Genomic DNA, 23,838 nt, shown 5'->3' with positions numbered 1-23,838 from the left:
TGTCGATCGCGGCTTCCCCGCGTCGACAATCCCCCGTCAATGTCACAGGAACATGGAACCATGACGACCGACCGCTTTCTCTCGCCGCCCCGGGCGCCTGCGCGTCCGACGCTGTTCGACCCGATCGGACTCGGGCGCATCACGCTCAGGAATCGCATCGTAATGGCGCCGATGACGCGCAGCCGTGCCGGTGCCGGCGACGCGCCCGGCCCGATGAACGCGACCTACTACGCACAACGGGCCTCGGCCGGCCTGATCGTCACCGAGGGCGCGCAGATCTCGCCACAGGGCAAGGGCTATCCGTTCACGCCGGGCATCTACAGCGACGCGCAGATCGCGGGCTGGAAACAGGTGACCGACGCGGTGCACCGTGAAGGCGGCCGCATTTTCGTGCAACTGGCCCATGTCGGCCGCATCGGTCACCCGGACCTGCAGCCGGACGGCGCACGACCGGTCGCGCCGTCGCCGATCCGGCCCGACGGCGACGCGTATACGCCGACCGGCCCGCAGCCTTACCCGGTACCGCGCGCGCTCGAAACCGCCGAATTGCCCGCCATCGTCGATCAATACGTGCTGGCCGCTCGTGCCGCATTGCAGGCCGGGTTCGACGGCGTGGAGATCCACGCCGGCAACGGCTATCTGCTTGACCAGTTCCTGCGCGACGGCACGAACCGCCGGACCGACGACTACGGCGGCACGATCGACAACCGGCTTCGTCTGCCGCTCGAGATCGTGCGCGCAGTCGGCCTCGTTTCAGGCCCCGATCGATTAGGGATCCGTATCTCTCCGGTCACGCCGCATTTCGGTGGAATCGCGGATAGCGATCCGCAAACGCTGTTCGAGCAATTCGCCAACCGGCTGAGCGGCCTCGCGGTCTATCTCCATGTCGTCGAAGGCGTCCCCCAGGCCGCACCGGACGCGGTGCCCGCATTCGACTACGGCGCGCTCAAGCGCGCGTTCGGCGGGCGTTACATCGCGAACAACGGCTATACGAAAGCACGCGCGGAAACGGCGCTTTCCACGGGCCACGCCGATCTCGTGTCGTTCGGCTACCCGTTCATCGCGAACCCGGATCTTGCCGAACGCTTCCGGCACGACCGGCCGCTCGCGCATGCGGACATGTCCATGGCCTATGGCGGCGGCGAAGCCGGCTATACCGACTACCCGCCGTTCCGCGCATGAGCGCGGCCCCGAACCCGAACCGCTGAACACGGCGGCGGATCGCCGATCCGCCGCCTCACGAACGAGGACTCACCATGATTCGATCGATCAACCGCACCCTGTACCGAACCGCTACGCAGGCGCCCGCCGTCAACGCCATCCTGTCCGTCCTGGTGCGCACCCTCATCGCCGGCGTCTACGTCGGCGCGGGCATCAGCAAGATCTTCAACTACGCAGGCACCGAGCAATACATGGCGCACATGGGCGTACCGGGGGCACTGCTGCCGCTCGTGATCTTCGTCGAGGTCGCCGGCGGCCTCGCGTTGATCGCCGGCTTCATGACGCGACTCGCCGCGCTTGGGCTCGCGATCTTTTCGGTCATCGCCGCGGTGATCTTCCATAGCGGCGGCGACCAGACGCAGCAGACCTTCTTCATGATGAACCTGTCGATGACGGGCGGCCTGCTCGCGCTCGTGCTGAATGGCGCGGGCCGCGCCTCGTTCGATCGCGGCGATCGAACGTCCCTGCCGGAGTGATCCGGCCGACGCCGCGTCCTGCCCGACACCTCACACACCCCGGGGGCAACGCCCCCGCATCCAGCGAGATTTTCCCGTGAATACCATGAATGCCATTCAGATCGATCGTTTCGGCGCTCCGTCCGTACTCCGTCCGGTCGTGATCGAGCGCCCGACACCGGCTCCCGACGAAGTCCTCGTGCGCGTGACGCGCATCGGACTGAATTTCGCGGAAACGCTGCAACGCGCCGGTACCTATCCGGGCCCGGCGCCGACTTTGCCGGCGATATTGGGATCGGAAACGGTCGGCACCGTCGAAGCCGTAGGCGCGAACGTGCGGGACTTCCGCGTCGGCGATCGCGTGGCCGCGGCGCTGTTCGGTGCAACGAGCGGAACCGGCGGGTATGCCGAATATGTGACGGTACGCGCTCCGCTGATCGTCGCGATTCCCGACGCCGTTTCGGACGACGACGCCGTCGCGGTCATGCTGCAGGGGCTGGTCGCCCGCATGCTGCTGCGCGAGACGCCGGTGGCCGCACGATCCGTCGCCATCACCGCCGCTGCCGGCGGCGTCGGTTCCATGCTCATCCAGCTGGCGAGACTCGACGGTGCCAGGACGATCGTCGGCCTGGCCGGTTCCACGGAGAAGCTATCGACGGTGCGGGCGCTCGGTGCCGATCAGGCCGTGAGCTATCGCGACGACGCGTGGGTCGATCGACTGGGCGCCGCAACCGGCGGCACGGGCCCCGACGTCGTGTTCGATTCGATCGGTGGCGCCGTGGCCCGCACGCTGGCGTCCAGCCTTGCGCCGCAAGGTCGTTTCGTCGCCTATGGCGCGGCAAGCGGCCAGTTGCTCGCAGTCGACGACAGCCTGATGAACGCGCTCATCTTCGGCTGCCGCTCGCTGTCGGGTTTCGCGTTGCATGCGTTCCTCGCCGATCACGTCGTCCAACAAACGCTCGGCGAGTTGTTCGGCCTGCTGGCCACCGGTGCGCTGAAGCCGCTGATCGGGGGCAGCTATGCGCTCGACGCGATCGTCGACGCGCATGCGGCGCTCGAGTCGGGCGGCACGACCGGCAAGCTCGTGCTGCGTATCGATCGATAGCGCTGCGCATCCGCCCTCGACCGTTGCGTGGCGCCTCTCATGCCGACATCGATCCCGGACGAAACGGTGAGCGGCGAATCATCGTCCCGGCGCCGCTCACACCGGCGTCAACACCGGCCGCCCTGAAAAGTGCCGCTCGGCATTGTCGATGAACTGCCGCACCGACCGATCGAGCGCCTCGGGCGACCAACCGCCCATGTGCGGCGTCAGCACGACGCTGTCGAGATCCGTCAGCGCGCGCGGCGGCTCGGGTTCGCCTTCGTACACGTCGAGCCCCGCGCCCGCGATGCGTCCTTCACGCAACGCGTCCGCCAAAGCAGCGGTATCGACAACGCTGCCGCGTGACACGTTGACGACGAACCCGCCAGGGCCGAGCGCGTCGAGCACCGCGCGATCGATCAGGTGCCGCGTACCCGCGCCGCCGGGCGTCGCGACGATCAGGAAATCGGCCCATTGCGCGAGCGTGTCGACGCGCTCGAAATAGCGGTAAGGGACGTTCTTCTGCGACCGGTTGTGATAACCGATCTCGATGTCGAAGCCGGCCGCGCGGCGCGCGCACTTCTCGCCGATCTTGCCGAGCCCGACGATGCCGAGCTTCTTGCCCGACACGTTCGGCGGCATCGCCAGGCCGTCGCGCCACACGCCCGCACGGGTTTTCGCATCGAGCTGCACGACGTTGCGCACGGTCGCGAGCAGCAGCGCGAACGCATGATCGGCGACGCAATCGTCGTTGGTGCCGGCGCCCGTGACCACGGTCACGCCACGCGCTTTGGCATGCGCGACATCGATGTGCTCGTAGCCGGCGCCGAGCGCGCTGACGAACGCGAGCTGCGGAAGACGATCGATTTCGGCGGCGGTGAGCCCCGTGCTGCCGTTGGTCAGCACCGCGCGTATCGTGCCGCCGTGTTCGGCGATCGCACGTTCGCGTTCATCGGATGTCGGGGCGTAGCGCACGTCGAACGACGCGGCGATCTCGCGATGCGCGTCTCCGCGCAATGCGATGAGAACCAGCAACTCGGGCTTCATGTCAGGAAGTGTCGGCAAGGCGGGAACGGATTCAGTGTAACAAGCCTGCCACACGGATGCGGGTAATCCCCACACGGGCTGTGGGCACGCCGCCGCACGCGGTTTGCCAAAGCCCGCTCAGTCAAGTAACTTTCGGCGTACGCCCCCGTCCTGGAGATTGGCCCGTATGAAGCTCGCCCTGCCCGCCCGGATCCTGGGCCTCGCGTTCGCCGCCGCCCTCGTCGCGCCCGGCGCGCATGCCGACACGCCCGTCGTGGTGTCGTCGAAGATCGACACCGAAGGCAACCTGCTCGGCAACCTCATCGCGCAGGTGCTGAAGGCCCACGGCATCCCCGTCACCGAAAAGATCGCGCTCGGCACCACGCCGATCGTGCGCAAGGCGCTCACGAGCGGCGAGATCGACGTCTACCCCGAATACACCGGCAATGCCGCGTTCTTCTTCAACAAGGCGGACGATCCGCTGTGGAAGAACGCGAGCCAGGGCTACGACACCGCGAAGCAACTCGACTACGCGGCGAACCATCTCGTCTGGCTCACCCCGGCGCCCGCGAACAACACGTGGGGCGTCGCCGTGCTCGCACCGGTCGCGCAGTCGCAGCACCTGAAGACCTTCTCCGATTTCGGCAAGTGGGTGGCCGGCGGCGGCAAGGTGAAGCTCGCGGCGTCGGCCGAATTCGTGAACAGCGCGTCGGCGCTGCCGTCGTTCGAGAAGGCGTACGGCTTCAAGCTGAAGCCCGACCAGCTCGTCGTGCTGTCCGGCGGCGACACGGCCGCCACCATCAAGGCCGCCGCGAACCAGACCGACGGCGTGAATGCCGCGATGGTCTACGGCACCGACGGCGGAATCTCGTCGAGCGGCCTCGCGGTGCTCGACGACGACAAGCACGTGCAGCCCGTCTATGCCCCCGCGCCGGTGATCCGCGAAGCCGTGCTGAAAGCGCATCCGCAAATCGCCGACTACCTGAAGCCCGTGTTCGCGAGCCTCGACCTGAAGACGCTGCAGACGCTGAACGCGCGCATCCAGATCAACGGCGAACCGGCCGCCGGCGTCGCGAAAAGCTACCTGAAAGCGAAGGGCTTCGTTAAATGACGGGTCGCGCGGCAGCGTCCGCGCGGCGCATCACGGCGGACAAGGTCGGCATCCTGATCGGGGTCCTGACGATCGTCGCCGTGCTCGGCCTGCCGTTCGCGGTACTGCGGCCGAACCGCATCGCGGCCGGCACCGACCTGTCGGTGTTCGCCGCGCTGCCGGCCCTGCAGGGCGCCGTGCTCGCCGCGCTGTGGATCGTCGGCGCGCTGTGGGCAATGACGGCCAGCCGCCCCGCGTGGCGCCTGATGGCCGGCTGCGCGTGGCTCGCCACGCTCGCGTACGCGGTCGGCGCGGCCGCGACGCACCTCGTCGCGCCTGACGACACGCTCGCCCGCGTATCGCCCTCCTCCGGCGTCTGGCTGCTGCTGTTCGCGTGGGCCGTGCTCGTCGCGGATGCGCTCGCACGGCTCGCATTCGGCCCGTGGCGGCGCCTCGCCGCGCTCGTCGTCGCGATAGCAGCGATTTCCGTGCCGCTCGCGAGCGGCTGGTGGGACGGACTTTCCGTGATGCGCGAATACGCGGTGCGCAGCGACGACTTCTGGATCGAGGCGATCCGGCACGTGTCGCTCGCCGGCGGCTCGGTGGCGGCCGCGCTCGTCGCGGGCGTGCCGCTCGGCATCGCCTGCGCGCGCATCGCGGCGGTGCGTACCGTCGCGATGCCCGTGCTCAATATCGTGCAGACGATCCCCAGCATCGCGATGTACGGGCTGATGATGGCGCCGCTCGGTTTGCTCGCCGCGCACGTGCCGCTCGCGGCCGCGCTCGGCATCCGCGGCATCGGCGTCGCACCGGCCGCGCTTGCGCTGTTCCTGTATTCGCTGCTGCCGATCGCGTCGAGCGTCGTGGTCGGGCTCGGCCAGGTGCCGCCGCACGTGACCGAAGCGGCGCGCGCGATGGGCATGACGCGCGCGCAGCGGCTGCTGCGCGTCGATCTCGTGCTCGCGCTGCCCGTGATCCTGAGCGGCGTGCGCATCGTGCTCGTGCAGAACATCGGGCTGACCGCGGTCGCCGCGCTGATCGGCGGCGGCGGCTTCGGCACCTTCATCTTCCAGGGGATCGGGCAATCGGCCGCCGATCTCGTGCTGCTCGGCGCGATCCCGACGATCGCGCTCGCGCTGGTGGCGGCCGTCATATTCGAAGCCGCGACCACGCTCGCGAAGGGGCGTGCAGGATGATCGAGATCGAACGTGCGGGCAAACGCTTCGGCGATATCGTCGCCGTCGACGACGTCTCGCTGACGATCGAGCGCGGCACGATCACCGCGCTCGTCGGTGCATCGGGCAGCGGCAAGTCGACGCTGCTGCGCATGATCAACCGTCTGATCGCGCCCACCAGCGGCACGATCCGCATCGACGGCGTCGATACGGCCACCGTTGCGCCCGAGCAGCTTCGTCGCGGCATCGGCTATGCGATCCAGGGGCACGGGCTGTTTCCGCACTGGAGCGTCGCGCGCAACATCGCGACCGTGCCGCGCCTGCTCGGCTGGCCGGCGGATCGCATCGACGCGCGCGTGAACGAATTGCTCGAGCTGTTTCATCTCGCGCCGGCCGAGTTCGCGGGCAAGCTGCCGCACGAACTGTCGGGCGGCCAGCAGCAGCGCGTCGGCGTCGCGCGCGCGCTCGCGGCCGAGCCCGCGATGCTGCTGATGGACGAGCCATTCGGCGCGCTCGACCCGATCATCCGCAACAAGGCGCAGGACGACCTGTTTGCCTTGCAGCGCCGCCTCGGCATCACCGTCGTGATCGTCACGCACGATATCGAGGAAGCGCTGAAGCTCGGCGACACGATCGCGGTCATGGACGGCGGCCGGCTGCTGCAGGTCGCAACGCCTGCCGAGATTCTCGGCAAGCCGGCAGCCGGCGTCGTCGAACAGCTGGTCGCCGGCGTCGACCGGCCGCTGCGCCTGCTCGCGCTGACGCCGATCGATGCGGTGGCCGAACCCGGTCATGCCGACGGCGAACCGATCGCCGCGACGCGCACGCTGCGCGATGCGGTGTCGGAGTTGCTGTGGCGCGGTGTCGATGTGCTTCCAGTGGAAGATGGCGACGGCCGCAACACGCGCCGCATCACGCTCGATGCGATCCGCGCGCACGCAAGGAAGCCCGCATGACGACGCACGGCAGCACGCGGCCCGGGCGGTCGGCACTTCCCGCCTACCTCGCACGCGCGGCCGCGCTCGCGCTGCTGCTCGTGCTGCTGTTGCGACCCGCCTGGCTGCAAGGCTTGTTCGCGCCGTTCGCCGACAACGGCGCGCCAGTGATCTACGATCGCGCGAGCCTGCTCGACCTCACGCTCGCGCATCTCGGCACGGTCGCGTTGTCGAGCGTGATCGGCACGATCGTCGCGGTCGCGGCCGGTATCGCGGTCACGCGGCCGTGGGGCGCGGATTTCCTGCCGGTCGCGCGCAGCGTCGTCGACATCGGCCAGACCTTCCCGCCCGTCGCGGTGCTCGCGCTCGCGGTGCCGGCCGTCGGCTTCGGCCTGAAGCCCGTGCTGATCGCGCTCGTGCTGTATGGCCTGCTGCCCGTGTTCGAAAGCACGATCGCGGGGCTCGAGGACGTGCCGCGCGACGTCGTCGATGCCGCGCGCGGGATGGGGATGAGCGGCTGGCAGCAACTCGTGTCGGTCGAGCTGCCGCTCGCGTTTCCGGTGATCGTCAACGGCGTGCGGCTCGCGGTCGTGATCAATCTCGGCACCGCGACGATCGGCTCGACGGTCGCCGCGCGCGGGCTCGGCGACGTCATCATCGCGGGGCTGCAGACGTCGAATACCGCGTTCGTGCTGCAGGGCGGCGTGATCGTCGGGCTGCTCGCGGTGCTCGTCAGCGATGCGATCGGCGCGATTGCACGGGTGGCGGCCGCACGGCGCGCGTAGAAGCCGTTGCGCGATTTTTAGAAGGGGGAAACCATGACCGTTTCGGACACCGGCCCGTTTTTTCATGGCACGAAAGCGGATTTGCGGATCGGCGACTTGCTGACGGCAGGCTTCCGATCGAATTATCGCGACGACGTCGTGATGAATCACATCTACTTCACGGCTTTGCCCAAAGGCGCCGGCCTGGCTGCGGAAATGGCCAAAGGCGACGGCCGGCCGCGGGTCTATATCGTCGAACCCACCGGCGAATTCGAAAACGACCCGAACGTCACGGACAAGAAATTCCCGGGCAATCCGACGCGATCGTATCGAAGCACATCGCCTTTGAAGATCGTCGGCGAACTCGATAGCTGGGAACCCTACGATCCGGCGTTCATCCAGCAGCTCAGAATCCGCATCGAAACCGGCACCGGCGAGATCATCAACTAGCGTTCGTCCGGACTCCGATGCGTGTCCGTGCAACGATCGGCGCCTCGATCGGCTCGCCGCGACACAAGCCTACATGCCGCTTTCATTCGAACCGGCACTCGACCACCGGCGGCAATTGGCCGATATACTAGGCGCCTTCCCATTCCCCGCACTCCACCATGCGACGGTTTCTCTGGCTGATCGTGCTTTCGCTCGGCATCGCGCAACAGGCGTCGGCGCAGCAAGCGCCCGCACTGCCTGCGTCCGCGCCCGAAGCAGCCGCATCGGCGCCGTCCGTCGCATCCGCGCCGCTCGCCGACGCCAACGATCAGCCGAACGAAGCAAACCGCCGCATCACGTCCTACCTGACGAAGAAGTTCGGCGTCGCGAAGGAACGGGCCGCGAAGCTCGCCGATATCGTGAGCGTCACTGCGACGAAATATTCACTGCCTCCCGCGCTCGTTTACGCCATTATTTCGATCGAATCTCGCTTCCAGGAAAAGGCGCGCGGCCAGCATGGCGCGACCGGGCTGATGCAGGTCGTGCCGACCGCGCACCGCGGCCTGGTGCGCAACGTGAAGGACCTGACCGACCCGAACGCGAACGTCGAAGTCGGCTCCGCGATCCTGTCGGGCTACGTGAGGGCGGCCGGTGGCGACGTGCGGGCCGGACTGAGGAGCTACAGCGGCGGTTCGAACGCGTATGCGGCGAAGGTGATGCAGCGCGTCGACTCGTTCCGCTTCGTGCTTGAACCTGACGACGATGCGAAAGCCTCAAGTCCTGCGAATTCCGCGAACGATGCGAAGGCCCGCATGGTGCCGGTCAGCGAAAAGACGAGCCCGACGTCGGCCCGCGGCAACTAGTCCCCCCTTCGTTCGACGCGCATGCGCCACGCCCCCCGCTTCCTTGCCGTCGCCGCGCTGGCGATCGGCCACACCACCGCGTTTGCCACCGTCGATTGCGAGAAACACGCGCTGACGATGAACGACGTACGGACCTGTGTACTCGGTCAGAACGATCAGGCCGTCGAGCGCGCATACCGGTCGCTCGAGCACAAGCTCAAGCAGCGCAACCCCGATGCCGCCAGCGCGCTCGCGAAGTCGCAGGCAAGCTGGACCCGCTTCGCCGACGACACCTGCGACTACGTGAAAGCCGCCAATCCGCAGCAGATGATCCCGGAAGACGCGCGGATGAACTGCTGGGTCGATTTCAGCCAGGCACGCACGCGCATCCTGAAGAAATGGGAAGCGCAGCTGGACGCACCGCCGCCAGCGCAGAACTGAACGACGAACGGCTACCCGCCCGTCACGCCTGCACGAAGCGCTCCCGCAAGAACTCGATGAAATGCTGCGTCTTCGCGGGCAGCAGCCGCGTTTCCGTCATCGCGTAGACCGCAATCGGCTCGCCTTCCCATGCGGGCATCACGCGGCGCAGCCGGCCGGCGGCCAGATCGTCCGCGACGATCGCTTCGGACAGCACGATGATGCCCGCATCGAGCGTGGCCAGGCGCCGCAACATGCCGACGCTGTTTCCCGCGAAGCGGCTGCTCACCGGTACCGCGACGGTGTGCGTGCCGTCGTGCAGCGTCCACGTGCCGGCCCTCGCCAGGCTGAGGCACGCGTGCCGCGCCAGGTCGTCCGGCGTGCGCGGCTCGCCCTCGCGCGCGAGATAGCCGGGCGACGCATACAGGTAGTTCCCGAGCGTGGCCAGCCGGCGCGCGATCAGTTGAGAATCGTCGGATTCACCCAAGCGGATCGCCACGTCGAACGGTTCGCTCACCAGATCGACCCGCCGTGACGTCAGCTCGAAATCGAATGTCAGCTTCGGGTAACGCGTCGAGAACTCGACGATCAGCGGCGCCAGGTAGGTCACCGCGAAATCGACCGGAAACGATGCGCGCAGCACGCCGGTCGGCTCCGCCAGCAACCCGCCGAGTTGCTCGTGCGCGAGCCGCGCCTCGTCGACGATGCGCTTGCAGCGCTCGAAGTAGAGCTGGCCGGCCTCGGTCAGTTCGATCCGGCGCGTCGTGCGATGCAGCAGCCGCAGCCCGATCGCCTTCTCCAGCGCGCTGATGCGCCGCGACAGCGTCGAGTTCGGCATCCCCAGCGTCTCGGCCGCACTGCGAAAACCCTTCGCCTTCACGACTTCGACGAACAGCGCCATGTCGTTCAGTAGTTCCATGCCCACTGCTCCATCAATGGATCAATGTTATCCAGATTACCCGGTTTATCCCGAAAAGGAAGCAATGGATGATGGGTGCGTGGAGGCGAGGTCGGCACACCCGTGCGCGGCCGGCGCCCGAGGGGGCACCGACCCGGTGCCACCGTCCCGACTCTCGAGGAGCTGACGCATCATGAGCCAACTGTTCACCCCGGTCCGCGTGGGCCGATATACGCTGGAAAACCGCCTGGTCATGGCGCCGATGACCCGCAGCCGCGCCGCCTTCGACGGCACGCCCGGCGAATGGGCCGCCGAGTATTACGCGCAGCGATCGAGCCTCGGCCTGATCGTCAGCGAAGGCACGCAGCCGTCGGACGACGGGCAAGGCTACCTGACGACGCCCGGCATCTATACCGACGCGCACGTCGCCGGCTGGAAGGCGATCAGCGACCGCGTGCATGCCCGCGGCGGCCGGTTGTTCATCCAGTTGATGCACGTCGGGCGCATGTCGCATCCCGACAATACGCCGCATCACCGGCAGGCCGTCGCGCCGTCGGCGATCGCGCCGAACGCGCAAATGTTCACGATGAAGGGGATGCTGGACATCCCCGCGCCGCGTGCGCTGACGCTCGACGAAGTGCGCGAGACCGTGAACGACTTCCGCATCGCCGCGCGCCGCGCGATCGAGGCGGGTGCCGACGGTGTCGAGATCCACGGCGCGAACGGCTACCTGATCCAGCAGTTCTTCGCGCCGAATGCCAACACGCGCACCGACGCGTACGGCGGCTCGATCGAGAACCGCGCGCGCTTCGCGATCGAGGTGGCCACGGCGATCGCCGACGAGATCGGCGCGGATCGCACGGCCATCCGCGTATCGCCCGGCAATACGCTGGGCGGCCTCGACGAAGGTGCGGAAGGGCCGGACCTGTATCGCCATCTCGCGACGGAGCTCGACCGGCTCGGCCTCGCCTACCTGCACGTGATGCATCAGGGCAACGAAGCGCTGCTGGCCGACCTGCGCGCGCGCTGGAGCGGCACGCTGATCCTGAACCGTCCGGGCCGCACGCGCGACGCGATCGGCACGGACGTGACGTCGGGGCTGGCCGATCTCGAAGCGTACGGGCAGATGGTGCTGGCGAATCCGGATTTCGTGACGCGGGTGAAGACCGGCGCGCCGATGAACGACGCGCGGCGCGAGACATTCTTCGGCGGCGATGCGCGCGGGTATGTCGACTATCCGGCGCTGGATGGGGCGGCTGCAGCTTGACGCCTCGGCTCAGCGTGATCGCAACGACAGGCTGGAACGGATGTCGCTGCGATCGCCCGGTGAATGCCCGATTTCAAAGCAGATCGATGTTCACCTTGGACACCAGAGGCGCAATACGCAGCACGCGGTCGGCCTGGGTACACACGTACTCCGAAATATTGCCTACCCATCCACGTTCGTCGCCCACGTAAATGTCGGACGCCGCCAATTCAGGTGCCAGCTTCTTCGCCAGGCTCGCCATCTTCGACATTTCGCGCGCGACGAACGACGGCCGAATCCGTGTGCGATGCGCAAAATCCGCGAGCGCGAACGCGGTCAGTTCCTCCGTGCGAAACACATCTCCATAAGCCATCGCCATATCCTGGACGTACGCGTCGCCATACACGTTGACGCAAACGAGGTCGTAAAGCGGCGCCGGCGCAAGCCCGCCACCGCTGACGAAAAACGAGATGTTCTTGCCATGCGCGTCGCTGTTGCCGATCAGCAGTTGCAGCAGGGCCCAGCGCAGCATGGCCGTGCGCGCGGCTGCCGGGGCCTCGAGATACGGCGTCAGCGAGAACAGCTTCTCGAAGCTCACGCCTTCGCGAATATTGCGCACGTCCGCGTTGTTACCGAGGTTGCGCTCGTACTTGAGCGTTGCCGGCAAGTCCAATGCCTGGCATCCATCGATGACATGAAGGCGCCGCACCGCACTGACGCGCGTCGGATCGTCCGGCTCGGTCGTGACGATCCGGTCGAAGCGCTCGATGAGCAGAATGGGTTCCGGGATGCGGCGAATCTCGACGGGCGCCACTGGCAGCCCCATTCTCGCGGCCAGTGACATGCAGAAGTGCTCATTGGCGACCATGAACGGCGCATGCGGGTTGCCGGACTCCGGCTTCAGAATGTGCGTGCTGCTGAGCGCCCCTTCGACGAGTGCAACTTGCTCCCCCTCGACCAGCACCTGCAGTTTGTCCTGATGGCCGGCAATCGACAGACGAACCTGGCCGTCCCATACCGGAAACGGAATCGCGTCACGCTTGCGAATGCGGTCGGTCAACTCTTCCGCGGATATCACGCGACGTTCGGACTCAAGGGCTGCCGGGGCCTGTGCATTCTCTCCGTCGTCCGGCAGGAAACTCAGCGCACCGACCGGCTCCTTGCCGAGCATCCGGATCAAGCCGAAAACGTTGTCCTTCGATAGCTGATACATCGCCGCGGCCACGTCGAGCGCACGCCCCTCGGGCAACAGATTGCCGATGAAGCGCTGCACCGCGCCCGCAGGTAGCGAACGACCGTCGAGCGGAATGCACGGCGACAACGCGAACGCATCGGCGCGCGCCTGCCACGCCGGGTCATACGAAAAACCGTAGTCATCCTGACGGGCGTCGTAAGTCAGTTGCCCGACGGGGGAACCGTTGGTCGAGATGCGCAGGCGATGAACCATCACGCGCCCTCCCGCGACTCCGCCGGAACAGTCGGCTCGGCAAGTTCATGCAATGCCTTGCGAGCGACGGGCACTTCGCGCTTCGGTACGACGAGCAAATTGAGTCCCAGACCGTCGAGCACCTTGAACAACTTGTCGAGGCTCACCGCCCGGCCGTTTTCGAGCCGCGACAGCACGTCCTTTGAGACGCCGAGCATGTCGGCTGCGTCGTCGATCCGCATCTGGTTCTGCGCCCGCCGGTTGCGGACGAGCGCACCCAGCGCCGCGAGATCCTGCGCGAGCGGGTCGGGTGATGCAATCGGGCGGGGTAAGGTGCGGGCCATAATTCCGGGATACCAGGAACAAAACGCCGACGAACGGGTTTCGACGGCATTGTTACGAGAATATCGGAATTATAGGCTTGAATGTCAGCGCCGGCCAATTGTTCTCATATTTCAGGAACAAACGCCAACATGCTCACAGTCGACGCATTATTCTCATATTTCAGGAACTATACAGACCAGCAAGTGCCACGGCCGGCAGCCGACCGGCATCGTTTCGATGCGCTCGTCGGCCGCCTCTCCTGCCTCAAAACTGCCCCGCCGCCCCCGTCCACCGCAAATAATCCCCGCGCGTCCAGTCCAGCGACACGCCGACCCGCTTCGTGCCGGGTCGGATCTTCGGCTTGTACACCGACAGCGTCAGCGACTCCAGCGCCGGCCACTCACGGAACGACAGCACCGCGATATCGGCGACGAGCGTCTCGAGCAGCCGCGTATGCGGCTTGTGCGACAGGAACGCGGCAAGGCGCGCGCAATAACCGTCGTAATCGATCCACTCGCCCTGCTCGCTCGGCTCGCACCGGTAGCCGAGCCGTGCATCGATCACGATCGGCTGCGGCGCTTCATGCTCGTGCGCATGAATGCCGATCCGCGCGGGCACCTTCAGTTCGTCGACGAACACGCTCCAGCCGCGCCCGCGCAGGCGCGGCGCGTCGATCGCCACGAACGGTTCGTCGAACGGCTTCATGATGCGAGCGGCGCGGCCGCGTCGAGCATGATGCGCACGAAGTAGTCGGCGAAGCTGCGGCGCACGACGATCTCGAACGCATCGTCACCGGTCGGGATCAGCACGATCGACGACTTGAAGTAATGCGACTGCGCGCACTGGCCCGGCTTGAACGCACGCGGATGGAGATCGAGCGGGCAGCCGCGGGCGAGCACGTCGCGCACGCGTTCGCCGCTGATCTCGACTACCGTATAGCCGCTGCCGACGTCGACGGCCGCCGAATACGTGCCCTGCACGGCTTCCGCGAGCTTCGCTTCGAGCACGCCGGCCGGCACGGGCCCGTTCGAGCGCACGAGCCACTCGTCGGGGCCGAGCCACAGCACGTCGTACTCGGCACCGCGCGCGACCGTGTTCGGCGCCGCGGGCGGCCGGCAGCCGACCACGCGCTCGAACGCGCTCACGAACGCCGGATCGCTCAACTCGCCGCGCACGTTGACGAGATCGAGGAACGGCCGCTCGCGCAGCGTGAACTTCTTCGAGGCGCGCGCCTGGTGCGGCTTCAGCACGTCGGCCGCGCCGACGAACGGCGATTCAAGCGTCACGCCGCCCGCGCCCGCCACCTGCGTCTGGTTTCTGGTTTCATTCCACATGCTGGCGCACCCCTTCGGTATCGTAGAAAACCGGGCTCGAGATCGTCGCGGTGATGCGGCGGCCGTTGGCCAGCGGAATCACGACGCTCTCGCCCATCTTGTTCAGGCCGCCCTTCACCACCGCGAGCGCGATCGAGCGCTTCAGGATCGGGCTGTAATAGCTCGACGTCACGTGGCCGAGCATCGGCGTCGGATCGACCGCCGACACCTGCGTGTCCTTCGCGATGATCTGCGCGCCTTCCGGCAGCACGAACTGCTCGTCCTCGGTCAGCAGGCCGACGAACTGCTTGCGGCCTTCCTTCGCGGTGTCCGAGCGCGCAAGCGAACGCTTGCCGAGGAAGTCCTTCGACTTCGCGACGAGCCCGCCCATCCCGAGGTCGTACGGCGTAATCGAGCCGTCGGTATCCTGGCCGACGATGATGTAGCCCTTCTCCGCACGCAGCACGTGCATCGTCTCGGTGCCGTACGGCGTGATGTCGAACTCGGCACCGGCCGCCATCAGCGCTTCCCACACCGCGCGGCCCGCATTCGCCGGCACGTTCACTTCATACGCGAGCTCGCCCGAGAAGCTGATCCGCATCACGCGCGCCTTCGCGCCTGCAACCGTGCCGTTCCGGTAGCTCATGAACGGGAACGCCTCGTTGCCGAAGTCGATGTCCTGGCACACCTTCTGCACGACCTTGCGGCTCTTGGGGCCGACCACCGCGAACGTCGCCCAGTGATCGGTGACCGACGACAGCCGCACCTTCATGTCGGGCCATTCGGTCTGCAGCCAGCGCTCGAGCCACGTGAGCACGCGCGCCGCGCCGCCCGTCGTGGTCGTCATCATGAAATGCTGGTCGGCGAGGCGCACCGTCACGCCGTCGTCGAACACCATCCCGTTCTCGTCGAGCATCAGCCCGTAGCGGCACTTGCCCACTTCGAGCTTGTTCCACGGGTTCGTGTACATCCAGTTCAGCAGCTTCACCGCGTCCGGCCCCTGGATGTCGATCTTGCCGAGCGTCGACGCGTCGAGGATGCCGACGCTGTTGCGCACCGCCAGGCATTCGCGCTTCACGGCCGCATGGAGATCCTCGCCGTTCTTCGGGAAGTACCACGGCCGCTTCCAGTTGCCGACGTCCTCGAACAGCGCGCCGTGCTCGACGTGCCACTCGTGCACGCAGGTCTTGCGGATCGGGTCGAGGAAATCGCCGAGCTCGCGGCCTGCGAACGTGCCGAACGACACGGGCGTGTAGTTCGGGCGGAACGTCGTCGTGCCCGTTTCCGGAATCGTCTTGCCGAGCGCCCCCGCGAGGATCGCCATCCCGTTGATGTTGCCGAGCTTGCCCTGGTCGGTGCCGAAGCCCATCGCCGTGTAGCGCTTCACGTGCTCGACCGACTCGAAGCCTTCGCGTGCGGCCAGCAGGATGTCCGCGGCCGACACGTCGTTCTGGAAGTCGACGAACTGCTTCGGCCCGCGCGCCGCGGCTTCACGGCTGCCGACCAGCCACAGCGGCTGCAGTGCGCCTTCGACGGTTTCCGCGACCTGCGGCGCGACCGCGCGCTGCTCTGCGGTGAAACCCGCCGCCTTCGCGGCTTCCACGCCTGCATCGACCGCGAGTCGCAGCGCACGGGCCAGGCCGAATTCGCCGGCTGCTGCGCCGATGCTCGCTTCCGCCTGCACGGGCTTGCCCGGCAGGAAGCAGGCCTTCTCGTCGTTCCAGCAGGCCTTGCCGCCCGACTGCGCGAACAGGTGCAGCACCGGGCTGAAGCCACCCGACATCGCGACGAGGTCGCACGGCAGCGTCTGCAGCTTGCCGCCGGTCTGGCCGTTCGAGTAGGACGCGACGTCGACCGACGATACGCGCCACTTGCCCGATGCGCCCGTCACGACCGCGCCGCTCATCACCGTCACGCCCTGCCGCTTCGCGGCGGCCGGCAGCGCACCGTTCGACGACGCGCGCGAATCGACGACCGTCACCTTCGCGCCGCACGCCTTCAGGTCGAGCGCGGTCTGGTACGCGCGATCGTTGTTCGTGAACACGACCGCGTTGCGGCCCGGCAGCACGCCGAAGCGATGCACGTAGGTGGACACCGCGCCGGCGAGCATTACACCCGGCAGGTCGTTGTTGCCGAACACGATCGGCCGCTCGTGCGCGCCGGTCGCGAGGATCACGCGCTTCGCGCGGACCTTCCACAGCAGCTCGCGCGTGCCCTTGCGCATCGACACCGGCAGGTGATCGGTCAAACGCTGCGTGACCGTCACGAGGTTGTGGTCCTGGTAGCCGAACGCGGTGCTACGCGACAGGATCGTCACGTCGGGCAGCTTGCGCAGCTCGGCCTCGATCTTCTCGACCCACTGCAGCGCGGGCTTCGCGTCGATCTCGGCGCGGCACGACAGCAGGCTGCCGCCGAGCTCGCGCTGGTCGTCGACGAGGATCACGCGCGCGCCGGCCGTGGCCGCCGCATGCGCGGCCGCGAGGCCCGACGGGCCACCGCCGACCACGAGCACGTCGCAGTGCGCGTAGCACTTGTCGTAGCGATCGGCGTCGAGCGCTTCCGGCGCCTTGCCGAGGCCGGCCGCTTCGCGGATCTTCTCTTCGTACTTCGGCCACATGTTGCGCGGCCACATGAAGGTCTTGTAATAGAAGCCGGCCGGCAGGAAGCGCGACAGCTTCTGGTTGATCGCGTACTTGTCGTTCTCGAGCGACGGCTCCGCATTCACGCTGGACGCGACGAGCCCCTGGTACAGCTCGATCTCGGTCGCGCGCGCGTTCGGCACCGTGTACGGGCCCGATTCGAGCTGCACGACGGCGTTCGGTTCCGCGACGTCGGCCGTCACGATCCCGCGCGGGCGGTGGTACTTGAAGCTGCGCGCGACGAAGTGCACGCCGTTCGCGAGCAGCGCGGACGCGAGCGTGTCGCCCTGGAAGCCCTGATACGTGCGGCCGTTGAACGTGAAGGTCAACGGAATCGCGCGATTGATGCGGCCACCGGTGCCGAGGCGGTCTTTCTGGCTCATTTGCTCGTGCCCTCTTCGTGTGCGTTGCCGGCAGCTTCGCCACCGAACTTTTCGTAGCCCTTGATATCGTAGGTCACCGTGTCGCGGGTGGCCTTGAACCAGCGGCGGCAGCCCTGCGTGTGCAGCCACTGCTCCTTGTGCAGCCCGCGCTTGTTCTCGCGCATGAACACGTACTCGCCCCATTCGCGGTCGGTCATATTCTCGTTGTTCACGGGGCGCACGATGTCGGCTTCACCGCCGCACGAGAACTCGGATTCGGCGCGCGGCCCGCACCACGGACATTCGATCAGCAACATGTTTCTTTCTCCTGTGTCTGGGCGGTAGCGGTCAGTGCGCGACGGCGGCAGCGCCGTGCTCGTCGATCAGGTGGCCCGTGTAGAAACGGTCGAGCGCGAACGGCGCGTTCAGCGGGTGCGGTTCGTCGCGGGCGATCGTGTGCGCGAACACCCAGCCCGAGCCGGGCGTCGCCTTGAAGCCGCCGGTGCCCCAGCCGCAGTTGAAATAGAGGCCCTTCACGTCGGTCTTGGTGATGATCGGGCACGCGTCCGGCGACACGTCGACGATGCCGCCCCACTGGCGGTTCATCCGCACCCGCGAGAACACCGGGAACATCTCGACGATCGCCTGCAGCGTGCTTTCGATGATGTGGAAGCTGCCGCGCTGGCCGAAGCCCGTGTACTGGTCGATGCCGGCGCCGATCACGAGGTCGCCCTTGTCGGACTGGCTGATGTACGCGTGCACCGCGTTCGACATGATCACCGAGTTGACGACCGGCTTGATCGGCTCGGACACCAGCGCCTGCAGCGGGTGGCTCTCGATCGGCAGGCGCACGCCGGCCATGTCGGCGAGCGTCGTCGTGTTGCCGGCCGCGACCACCGCGACCTTCTTCGCCTTGATGAAGCCCTTCACCGTATCGACGCCGACCACCGCGCCGCCTTCGCGGCGAATGCCCGTCACCTGGCAGTTCTGGATGATGTCGACACCGGCGCGATCCGCGCCGCGCGCGAAGCCCCAGGCCACCGCGTCGTGACGCGCCACGCCTGCACGGCGCTGGATCGATGCGCCGAGCACCGGGTAGCGGCTGTTCAGGTTGATGGTCGGCTCGATTTCCTTGATCTGCGCGGGCGTCAGGAATTCGGCGTCGACGCCGTTCAGCCGGTTCGCGTTCACGCGGCGCTCGGTGTCACGCACGTCCTGCAGCGTGTGCGCCAGGTTCATCACGCCGCGCTGGCTGAACATCACGTTGTAGTTCAGGTCCTGCGACAGCCCTTCCCACAGCTTCATCGCCTTCTCGTACAGCGCGGCCGATTCGTCCCACAGGTAGTTCGAGCGGACGATCGTCGTGTTGCGCGCGGTGTTGCCGCCGCCGATCCAGCCCTTCTCGAGGATCGCGACGTTCGTGATCCCGTGCTCTTTCGCGAGGTAATACGCGGTCGCGAGGCCGTGGCCGCCGCCGCCGACGATCACGACGTCGTATTCCTTCTTCGGTTCCGGGCTCTTCCACTGCTTTTCCCAGTTCTCGTGATACGAGAGGCCGTTGCGGAACAGGCTGAATATCGAGTAGCGGCTCATGTGAGTGATCCTTCGTTTAGCATTCGATGACGTTCACGGCCAGACCGCCGCGCGACGTTTCCTTGTATTTCGTCTTCATGTCGGCGCCCGTCTCGCGCATCGTCTTGATGACCGAATCGAGCGACACGTAGTGCTGGCCATTGCCCTTGAGCGCCATGCGCGATGCGTTCAGCGCCTTGATCGCGCCCATCGCGTTGCGCTCGATGCACGGGATCTGCACGAGCCCGCCGACCGGGTCGCAGGTCATCCCGAGGTTGTGCTCCATGCCGATCTCGGCCGCGTTCTCGACCTGGTCGGGCGTGCCGCCCATCACCGCGGCGAGCGCGGCCGCGGCCATCGAGCACGCGACGCCCACTTCGCCCTGGCAACCCACTTCCGCGCCGGAGATCGACGCGGTTTCCTTGTAGATGATCCCGATCGCCGCGGCCGTCATCAGGAATTCGACGATGCCGGCTTCGTTCGAGCCCGGCACGAACTTCACGTAGTAGTGCAGCACCGCGGGAATCACGCCGGCCGCGCCGTTGGTCGGCGCGGTGACGACCCGGCCGCCCGCCGCGTTCTCCTCGTTGACGGCCATCGCATACAGGTTGACCCAGTCGAGCATCGACAGCGGGTCGCGCAGCGACTCTTCCGAACGCGCGCGCAGACGATTGTTCAGCTCGGCCGCGCGGCGCTTCACGCGCATCGGGCCCGGCAGGTCGCCCTCGACCTTGCAGCCGCGCTCGACGCAGGCGGCCATCGTGCGCCAGATCGCGAGCAGCCCGGCGCGCACTTCGTCGGCGGGACGCAGCGCGCATTCGTTGCGCATCATCAGCTCGGCGATCGACAGCCCGTGCTCGCGGCACTGGCGCATCAGGTCGTCGCCGGTGCGGAACGGATACGGCACCTCGACCGCCGCGCGCACGCCGTTCACGCGATCGCCGTCGCGGTTCACGACGAAGCCGCCGCCGACCGAGTAATACTCTTTCTCGACGAGCAGCTGGCCGTGCTCGTCAAATGCCTGGAAGCGCATCCCGTTCGGGTGCACGATGCTCGTGCCGCTCATCAGCTTGCGATAGAAGCCGATGTGCTCTTTTTCCTCGAAACGGACGGTCTGCTTGCCGAGCAGCGACAGCGCCTTCTCCGCGCGGATCGCGGCGAGCCGCGGCTCGATCAGGTCCGGATCGATCGTGTCGGGCAGGTGGCCCTCGAGACCGAGCAGCACGGCCTTGTCGGTGCCGTGGCCCTTGCCGGTCGCGCCGAGCGAGCCGTATAGTTCGACCCGCACGCGGCGCACGAAACCGAGCAGGTTCGCGTCCTCCACGTGCGACGCGAAGCGGCACGCGGCGATCATCGGGCCGACCGTATGCGAACTGGACGGGCCGATGCCGATCTTGAACAGGTCGAAGACGCTGACGTTCATTGGCTTCCTCTGGGTGGGACACACGTGAAATGACGTTGGCGCCAGTACATCAAAGCGTAAAATCGGCCGATAGAACAAAAACGGCATCGGCGTGGGATACCGCCGCCAAGCGCCCCGCCGGCAGGCCCGAAAGTGCGTTTTGGCGATGGTTCGCGACGGAAAACCACAAGTCGTGCCGGAACCGATCAGCGACGCTGGCTGCATCCGCCCCGCCCGGCCGCCGTACCCGCATGACCCGTATCAACAGACTGAGTGAGACCGCCCGCCCGGCGTGAAGAGATTGGCCGCGATGACAACCGACGTACCCGCTTCCCCCCTCGCAGAACCCGCGCCGCGGCGTATCCGCTTCGGCATCGTGCTGCTGCCGAACTTCACGCTGACGGCCTTCTCCGGCTTCGTCGACATGCTGCGGCTGTCGGCGGACGACGGCGACTACAGCAAGCCCGTGCGCTGCGCGTGGAGCGTGATCGGCGAGACCCTCGCGCCGGTGCGCGCAAGCTGCGGGATCCAGATCACGCCGTGGGAAACGTTCGACGCGGCCGAGCCGTTCGACTATGTGGTGGTGGTCGGCGGGCTGCTGCATTCGGGGCCGCAGGCGGGCCCCGAGACACTCGACTTCATCCGCCGCGCGGCGGCGGGCGGCGCGACGGTCGTCGGCATCTGCACCGGCGTGTTCACGCTGATGCGGGCCGGCGTGCTCGACGGCTACCGCACCTGCGTGAGCTGGTTCCACTACTGGGATTTCATCGAGCGCTTTCCGGCCGCCGATCCCGACCTGCTGATCGCCGACCGGCTGTTCGTGATCGACCGGCGCCGCATCACCTGCTCGGGCGGCCGCGCGTCGATCGACGTCGCCGCAGCGATCCTGCTGCGCCATTTCGATCACGCGACCGTGCAGAAGGCGCTGCGCATCCTGCTGGTCGGCGAGATGCAGAAAGGCAACGCGCCGCAGCCGCATCCGCCGGGCCTCGAGCCGGCGACGCACCCGAAGGTCAAGCGCGCGATTCTCCTGATGGAACAGCATGTCGGGCGTGCGCTGTCGCTCGACGAGCTCGCGAGCAAGCTCGATTTGTCGACGCGGCAGCTCGAGCGGCTGTTCAAGGCGGAAACGGGCAAGAGCCCGCAGGCGTTCGCGAAGCAGGTACGGCTGCGCACGGCCGCGTGGCTGCTGACGAGCTCGGACCGCACGGTGGCCGATATCGCGTCGAGCTGCGGATTCGCGGATGCGTCGCACCTCGGGCGCGAATTCCGCAAGCAGTTCGGCGTGCCGCCTGCGACGTATCGGGAGCGTGGCGGGGAAGTGGCGGAAGCCGGCGCGGCAATCGCGGCGGACGCCGTCGAGGACATCGCCGACTGACGGCGACGGGCACCCGCTCCTTTTCCAACCGATCGCGACACGACACTCGAACGCATCGGTTTCGATTCAATTGGAACCGGTTTCAATCAACTTAACCGACGGTGCGCCCCACTCACCGAGGGTTATCCCGGATGCTGTCGCCCATTCAAATTTGTATGATGACCACATAACCTGACAATCCAGAGCACCATGTTCGAGAAAATTCCCGCCCGTGCGATGAGCGACCATGTCGCGCAGCAACTGCTCAAGCAGATCGAAGTCGGCAGTTTCTCCGCCACCGGCAAGCTGCCGACGGAGGCCGTGCTCGCGCAGGAATTCGGCGTGAGCCGCACGGTGATCCGCGAGGCGATCTCGCGGCTGAAGAACGAAGGCGTGGTCGAGCCGCGCCAGGGCAGCGGCGTGTACGTGAACCAGCACGGCGCGATCCGGCCGCTGCGGATCGACTATGCGGAGGCTGTCGAAGCCACGTCGCTGCCGCACCTGCTCGCGGTGCGCCGCGCGATCGAGGCCGAGGTCGCGGCCGAAGCCGCGCTGAACCACACCGATGAAGACATGGCCGACATCGACGACGCGCTGCGCAAGATCGACGATGCGGTGGCCGAAGGGCGCGACGGCGTCGCGGAAGACGTCGCGTTCCACCGCACGATCGCGGCCGTCACCGGCAACCCGTATTTCCTGAAGACGCTGCAGTTCCTGAACCAGTACCTCGAAGCCGGCGTGAAGGTCACGCGTCGCAACGAAGCGACGCGCGAGGACTTCTCGCGCCAGGTGCGCGAGGAACACGCGGCGATCGCCGACGCGATCCGCGCGCGCGACCCGATGGCCGCACGCAACGCGGCGCGCACGCACATGTACAACGCCGCCCGCCGCCTCGCGGAAGCCGGTATCTGCTGAACCCGGCGGCCGCCGCGCCGCCCCTCTCCCGAATCGATCAAGGTTGACCATGTCACGAAATGTTGGAGTCATCGGCCTCGGCGCGATGGGCCTCGGCGTCGCCCGCTCGCTGCTGCGCGCCGGCCTGCGCGTGCACGCATGCGACGTGCGCGACACCGTGCTGCAGGCGTTCGCCGCCGAAGGCGGCATCGCCTGCGCGACGCCGGCCGAACTCGGCGCGCAGTGCGACGTCGTCGTCACGCTCGTCGTCAATGCCGCGCAGACCGAAACGGTGCTGTTCGGCGAGCACGGCGCGGTCGCGGCGATGAAACCGGGCGGCGTCGTGATCGCCAGCGCGACCGTCGCGCCCGAATTCGCGGTCGCGCTCGGCGCGCGGATCGAGGCGGCCGGCCTGCAGATGCTCGATGCGCCGGTATCCGGCGGCGCCGCGCGCGCGGCCTCCGGCGAGATGACGATGATGACGTCGGGCCCGGCCGCCGCCTATGCGGGCTGCGAGGACGTGCTCGCGGCGATCGCCGGCAAGGTCTATCGCCTCGGCGACGCGCACGGCATCGGCTCGAAAGTGAAGATCATCAACCAGTTGCTGGCCGGCGTGCACATCGCGGCGGCGGCCGAGGCGATGGCGCTCGGCCTGCGCGAAGGCGTCGATGCGGACGCGCTGTACGACGTGATCACGCACAGCGCCGGCAATTCGTGGATGTTCGAGAACCGCGTGCCGCACATCCTGAACGGCGACTACACGCCGCTGTCGGCCGTCGACATCTTCGTGAAGGATCTCGGCCTCGTGCTCGATACCGCGCGCCGCAGCAAGTTCCCGCTGCCGCTGTCGGCCACCGCGCACCAGATGTTCATGAGCGCGTCGAGCGCCGGCCACGGCGGCGAGGACGATTCCGCCGTGATCAAGACTTTCCCCGGCATCACGCTGCCGCCCGCCCGCTGATTC

At 67.3% G+C, this 23,838-nt stretch carries 24 protein-coding genes; 14 read left to right on the top strand and 10 right to left on the bottom strand.

What is annotated here, in order from left to right:
* Nucleotides 1-60: 60 nt before the first annotated feature.
* From LGM56_RS00825 to LGM56_RS00815, 3 genes are all read left to right on the top strand, one after another.
* Nucleotides 61-1,182: an alkene reductase gene (locus LGM56_RS00825; protein ID WP_089496299.1), complete on the top strand. Its 1,122-nt coding sequence runs from the start codon at nucleotides 61-63 to the stop codon at nucleotides 1,180-1,182.
* Between the two features lie 74 nt (nucleotides 1,183-1,256).
* On the top strand, nucleotides 1,257-1,697 hold the full coding sequence (locus LGM56_RS00820) for a DoxX family protein (protein WP_089496298.1): 441 nt from the start codon (nucleotides 1,257-1,259) through the stop codon (nucleotides 1,695-1,697).
* A 76-nt stretch (nucleotides 1,698-1,773) separates the two neighbouring features.
* Nucleotides 1,774-2,781: a quinone oxidoreductase family protein gene (locus LGM56_RS00815; protein ID WP_226203220.1), complete on the top strand. Its 1,008-nt coding sequence runs from the start codon at nucleotides 1,774-1,776 to the stop codon at nucleotides 2,779-2,781.
* A gap of 96 nt (nucleotides 2,782-2,877) precedes the next feature.
* On the opposite strand, the gene LGM56_RS00810 is transcribed toward LGM56_RS00815, so the two are convergent.
* The gene (locus tag LGM56_RS00810; RefSeq protein WP_226202197.1) at nucleotides 2,878-3,807 is read right to left on the bottom strand and encodes a 2-hydroxyacid dehydrogenase; all 930 of its coding nucleotides are present in this window, start codon (nucleotides 3,805-3,807) and stop codon (nucleotides 2,878-2,880) included.
* A 166-nt stretch (nucleotides 3,808-3,973) separates the two neighbouring features.
* On the opposite strand from LGM56_RS00810, the gene LGM56_RS00805 reads away from it, so the two are divergent.
* The 7 genes from LGM56_RS00805 (at nucleotide 3,974) to LGM56_RS00775 (ending at nucleotide 9,462) form a co-directional block, all read left to right on the top strand.
* Entirely contained in the window at nucleotides 3,974-4,897 is a 924-nt protein-coding gene (locus tag LGM56_RS00805) for an ABC transporter substrate-binding protein (protein WP_089496295.1), read from the top strand.
* Entirely contained in the window at nucleotides 4,894-6,072 is a 1,179-nt protein-coding gene (locus LGM56_RS00800) for an ABC transporter permease (RefSeq protein WP_226202195.1), read from the top strand. The genes LGM56_RS00805 and LGM56_RS00800 overlap by 4 nt, the downstream gene beginning before the upstream one ends.
* The gene (locus LGM56_RS00795) at nucleotides 6,069-7,007 is read left to right on the top strand and encodes an ABC transporter ATP-binding protein (RefSeq protein ID WP_226202193.1); all 939 of its coding nucleotides are present in this window, start codon (nucleotides 6,069-6,071) and stop codon (nucleotides 7,005-7,007) included. The genes LGM56_RS00800 and LGM56_RS00795 overlap by 4 nt, the downstream gene beginning before the upstream one ends.
* Nucleotides 7,004-7,771 (top strand): ABC transporter permease, encoded by a 768-nt coding sequence (locus LGM56_RS00790; protein ID WP_089433157.1) that lies wholly within the window; start codon nucleotides 7,004-7,006, stop codon nucleotides 7,769-7,771. Before LGM56_RS00795 ends, LGM56_RS00790 begins: the two co-directional genes overlap by 4 nt.
* A gap of 33 nt (nucleotides 7,772-7,804) precedes the next feature.
* Nucleotides 7,805-8,200: an NAD(+)--rifampin ADP-ribosyltransferase gene (gene arr, locus LGM56_RS00785; protein ID WP_226202191.1), complete on the top strand. Its 396-nt coding sequence runs from the start codon at nucleotides 7,805-7,807 to the stop codon at nucleotides 8,198-8,200.
* Nucleotides 8,201-8,358: 158 nt separating this feature from the next.
* The gene (locus tag LGM56_RS00780; RefSeq protein ID WP_089496291.1) at nucleotides 8,359-9,042 is read left to right on the top strand and encodes a lytic transglycosylase domain-containing protein; all 684 of its coding nucleotides are present in this window, start codon (nucleotides 8,359-8,361) and stop codon (nucleotides 9,040-9,042) included.
* A 21-nt stretch (nucleotides 9,043-9,063) separates the two neighbouring features.
* A complete protein-coding gene (locus tag LGM56_RS00775; protein WP_226202189.1) occupies nucleotides 9,064-9,462 on the top strand; it encodes a lysozyme inhibitor LprI family protein in 399 nt (132 codons plus the stop codon).
* A 22-nt stretch (nucleotides 9,463-9,484) separates the two neighbouring features.
* On the opposite strand, the gene LGM56_RS00770 is transcribed toward LGM56_RS00775, so the two are convergent.
* Nucleotides 9,485-10,360: a LysR family transcriptional regulator gene (locus LGM56_RS00770; RefSeq protein ID WP_226202187.1), complete on the bottom strand. Its 876-nt coding sequence runs from the start codon at nucleotides 10,358-10,360 to the stop codon at nucleotides 9,485-9,487.
* 172 nt (nucleotides 10,361-10,532) lie between these two features.
* On the opposite strand from LGM56_RS00770, the gene LGM56_RS00765 reads away from it, so the two are divergent.
* Nucleotides 10,533-11,606 carry an alkene reductase gene (locus LGM56_RS00765; RefSeq protein WP_226202185.1) on the top strand — a complete coding sequence of 358 codons (1,074 nt, stop codon included), beginning with the start codon at nucleotides 10,533-10,535 and terminating at the stop codon, nucleotides 11,604-11,606.
* Nucleotides 11,607-11,679: 73 nt separating this feature from the next.
* On the opposite strand, the gene LGM56_RS00760 is transcribed toward LGM56_RS00765, so the two are convergent.
* The 8 genes from LGM56_RS00760 to LGM56_RS00725 all read right to left on the bottom strand — a co-directional run bounded on the left by LGM56_RS00760 (nucleotide 11,680) and on the right by LGM56_RS00725 (nucleotide 20,644).
* Nucleotides 11,680-13,032, bottom strand: coding sequence for a HipA domain-containing protein (locus tag LGM56_RS00760; RefSeq protein ID WP_226202183.1), 1,353 nt, complete (start codon nucleotides 13,030-13,032; stop codon nucleotides 11,680-11,682).
* Entirely contained in the window at nucleotides 13,032-13,355 is a 324-nt protein-coding gene (locus LGM56_RS00755; RefSeq protein ID WP_089496286.1) for a helix-turn-helix domain-containing protein, read from the bottom strand. The genes LGM56_RS00760 and LGM56_RS00755 overlap by 1 nt, the downstream gene beginning before the upstream one ends.
* Nucleotides 13,356-13,599: 244 nt before the next feature.
* Nucleotides 13,600-14,040, bottom strand: a complete 441-nt coding sequence (locus LGM56_RS00750; RefSeq protein WP_011354099.1) for a dihydroneopterin aldolase — start codon at nucleotides 14,038-14,040, stop codon at nucleotides 13,600-13,602.
* Nucleotides 14,037-14,669 (bottom strand): sarcosine oxidase subunit gamma, encoded by a 633-nt coding sequence (locus tag LGM56_RS00745; protein ID WP_089426779.1) that lies wholly within the window; start codon nucleotides 14,667-14,669, stop codon nucleotides 14,037-14,039. The genes LGM56_RS00750 and LGM56_RS00745 overlap by 4 nt, the downstream gene beginning before the upstream one ends.
* A complete protein-coding gene (locus tag LGM56_RS00740; RefSeq protein WP_226202181.1) occupies nucleotides 14,659-17,670 on the bottom strand; it encodes a sarcosine oxidase subunit alpha family protein in 3,012 nt (1,003 codons plus the stop codon). Before LGM56_RS00740 ends, LGM56_RS00745 begins: the two co-directional genes overlap by 11 nt.
* The gene (locus LGM56_RS00735) at nucleotides 17,667-17,966 is read right to left on the bottom strand and encodes a sarcosine oxidase subunit delta (RefSeq protein ID WP_089433164.1); all 300 of its coding nucleotides are present in this window, start codon (nucleotides 17,964-17,966) and stop codon (nucleotides 17,667-17,669) included. The genes LGM56_RS00740 and LGM56_RS00735 overlap by 4 nt, the downstream gene beginning before the upstream one ends.
* Nucleotides 17,967-17,997: 31 nt before the next feature.
* Nucleotides 17,998-19,242: a sarcosine oxidase subunit beta family protein gene (locus LGM56_RS00730; protein WP_006480591.1), complete on the bottom strand. Its 1,245-nt coding sequence runs from the start codon at nucleotides 19,240-19,242 to the stop codon at nucleotides 17,998-18,000.
* Between the two features lie 16 nt (nucleotides 19,243-19,258).
* On the bottom strand, nucleotides 19,259-20,644 hold the full coding sequence (locus LGM56_RS00725; RefSeq protein ID WP_089496282.1) for an L-serine ammonia-lyase: 1,386 nt from the start codon (nucleotides 20,642-20,644) through the stop codon (nucleotides 19,259-19,261).
* A 289-nt stretch (nucleotides 20,645-20,933) separates the two neighbouring features.
* Here LGM56_RS00725 and LGM56_RS00720 point away from each other — a divergent pair, with 289 nt between their 5' ends.
* The 3 genes from LGM56_RS00720 to ltnD all read left to right on the top strand — a co-directional run bounded on the left by LGM56_RS00720 (nucleotide 20,934) and on the right by ltnD (nucleotide 23,835).
* The gene (locus LGM56_RS00720) at nucleotides 20,934-22,001 is read left to right on the top strand and encodes a GlxA family transcriptional regulator (protein WP_089441798.1); all 1,068 of its coding nucleotides are present in this window, start codon (nucleotides 20,934-20,936) and stop codon (nucleotides 21,999-22,001) included.
* 189 nt (nucleotides 22,002-22,190) lie between these two features.
* On the top strand, nucleotides 22,191-22,895 hold the full coding sequence (locus LGM56_RS00715; RefSeq protein WP_011354089.1) for a FadR/GntR family transcriptional regulator: 705 nt from the start codon (nucleotides 22,191-22,193) through the stop codon (nucleotides 22,893-22,895).
* Between the two features lie 49 nt (nucleotides 22,896-22,944).
* Nucleotides 22,945-23,835 carry an L-threonate dehydrogenase gene (gene ltnD, locus LGM56_RS00710; protein WP_006489132.1) on the top strand — a complete coding sequence of 297 codons (891 nt, stop codon included), beginning with the start codon at nucleotides 22,945-22,947 and terminating at the stop codon, nucleotides 23,833-23,835.
* Nucleotides 23,836-23,838: the final 3 nt, after the last annotated feature.

The organism is Burkholderia sp. AU38729 (assembly GCF_020419725.1).
Lineage (GTDB): Bacteria > Pseudomonadota > Gammaproteobacteria > Burkholderiales > Burkholderiaceae > Burkholderia.
Note: the sequence above shows the minus strand (reverse complement) of the source record. Positions and strands in the feature narration are given on the sequence as shown.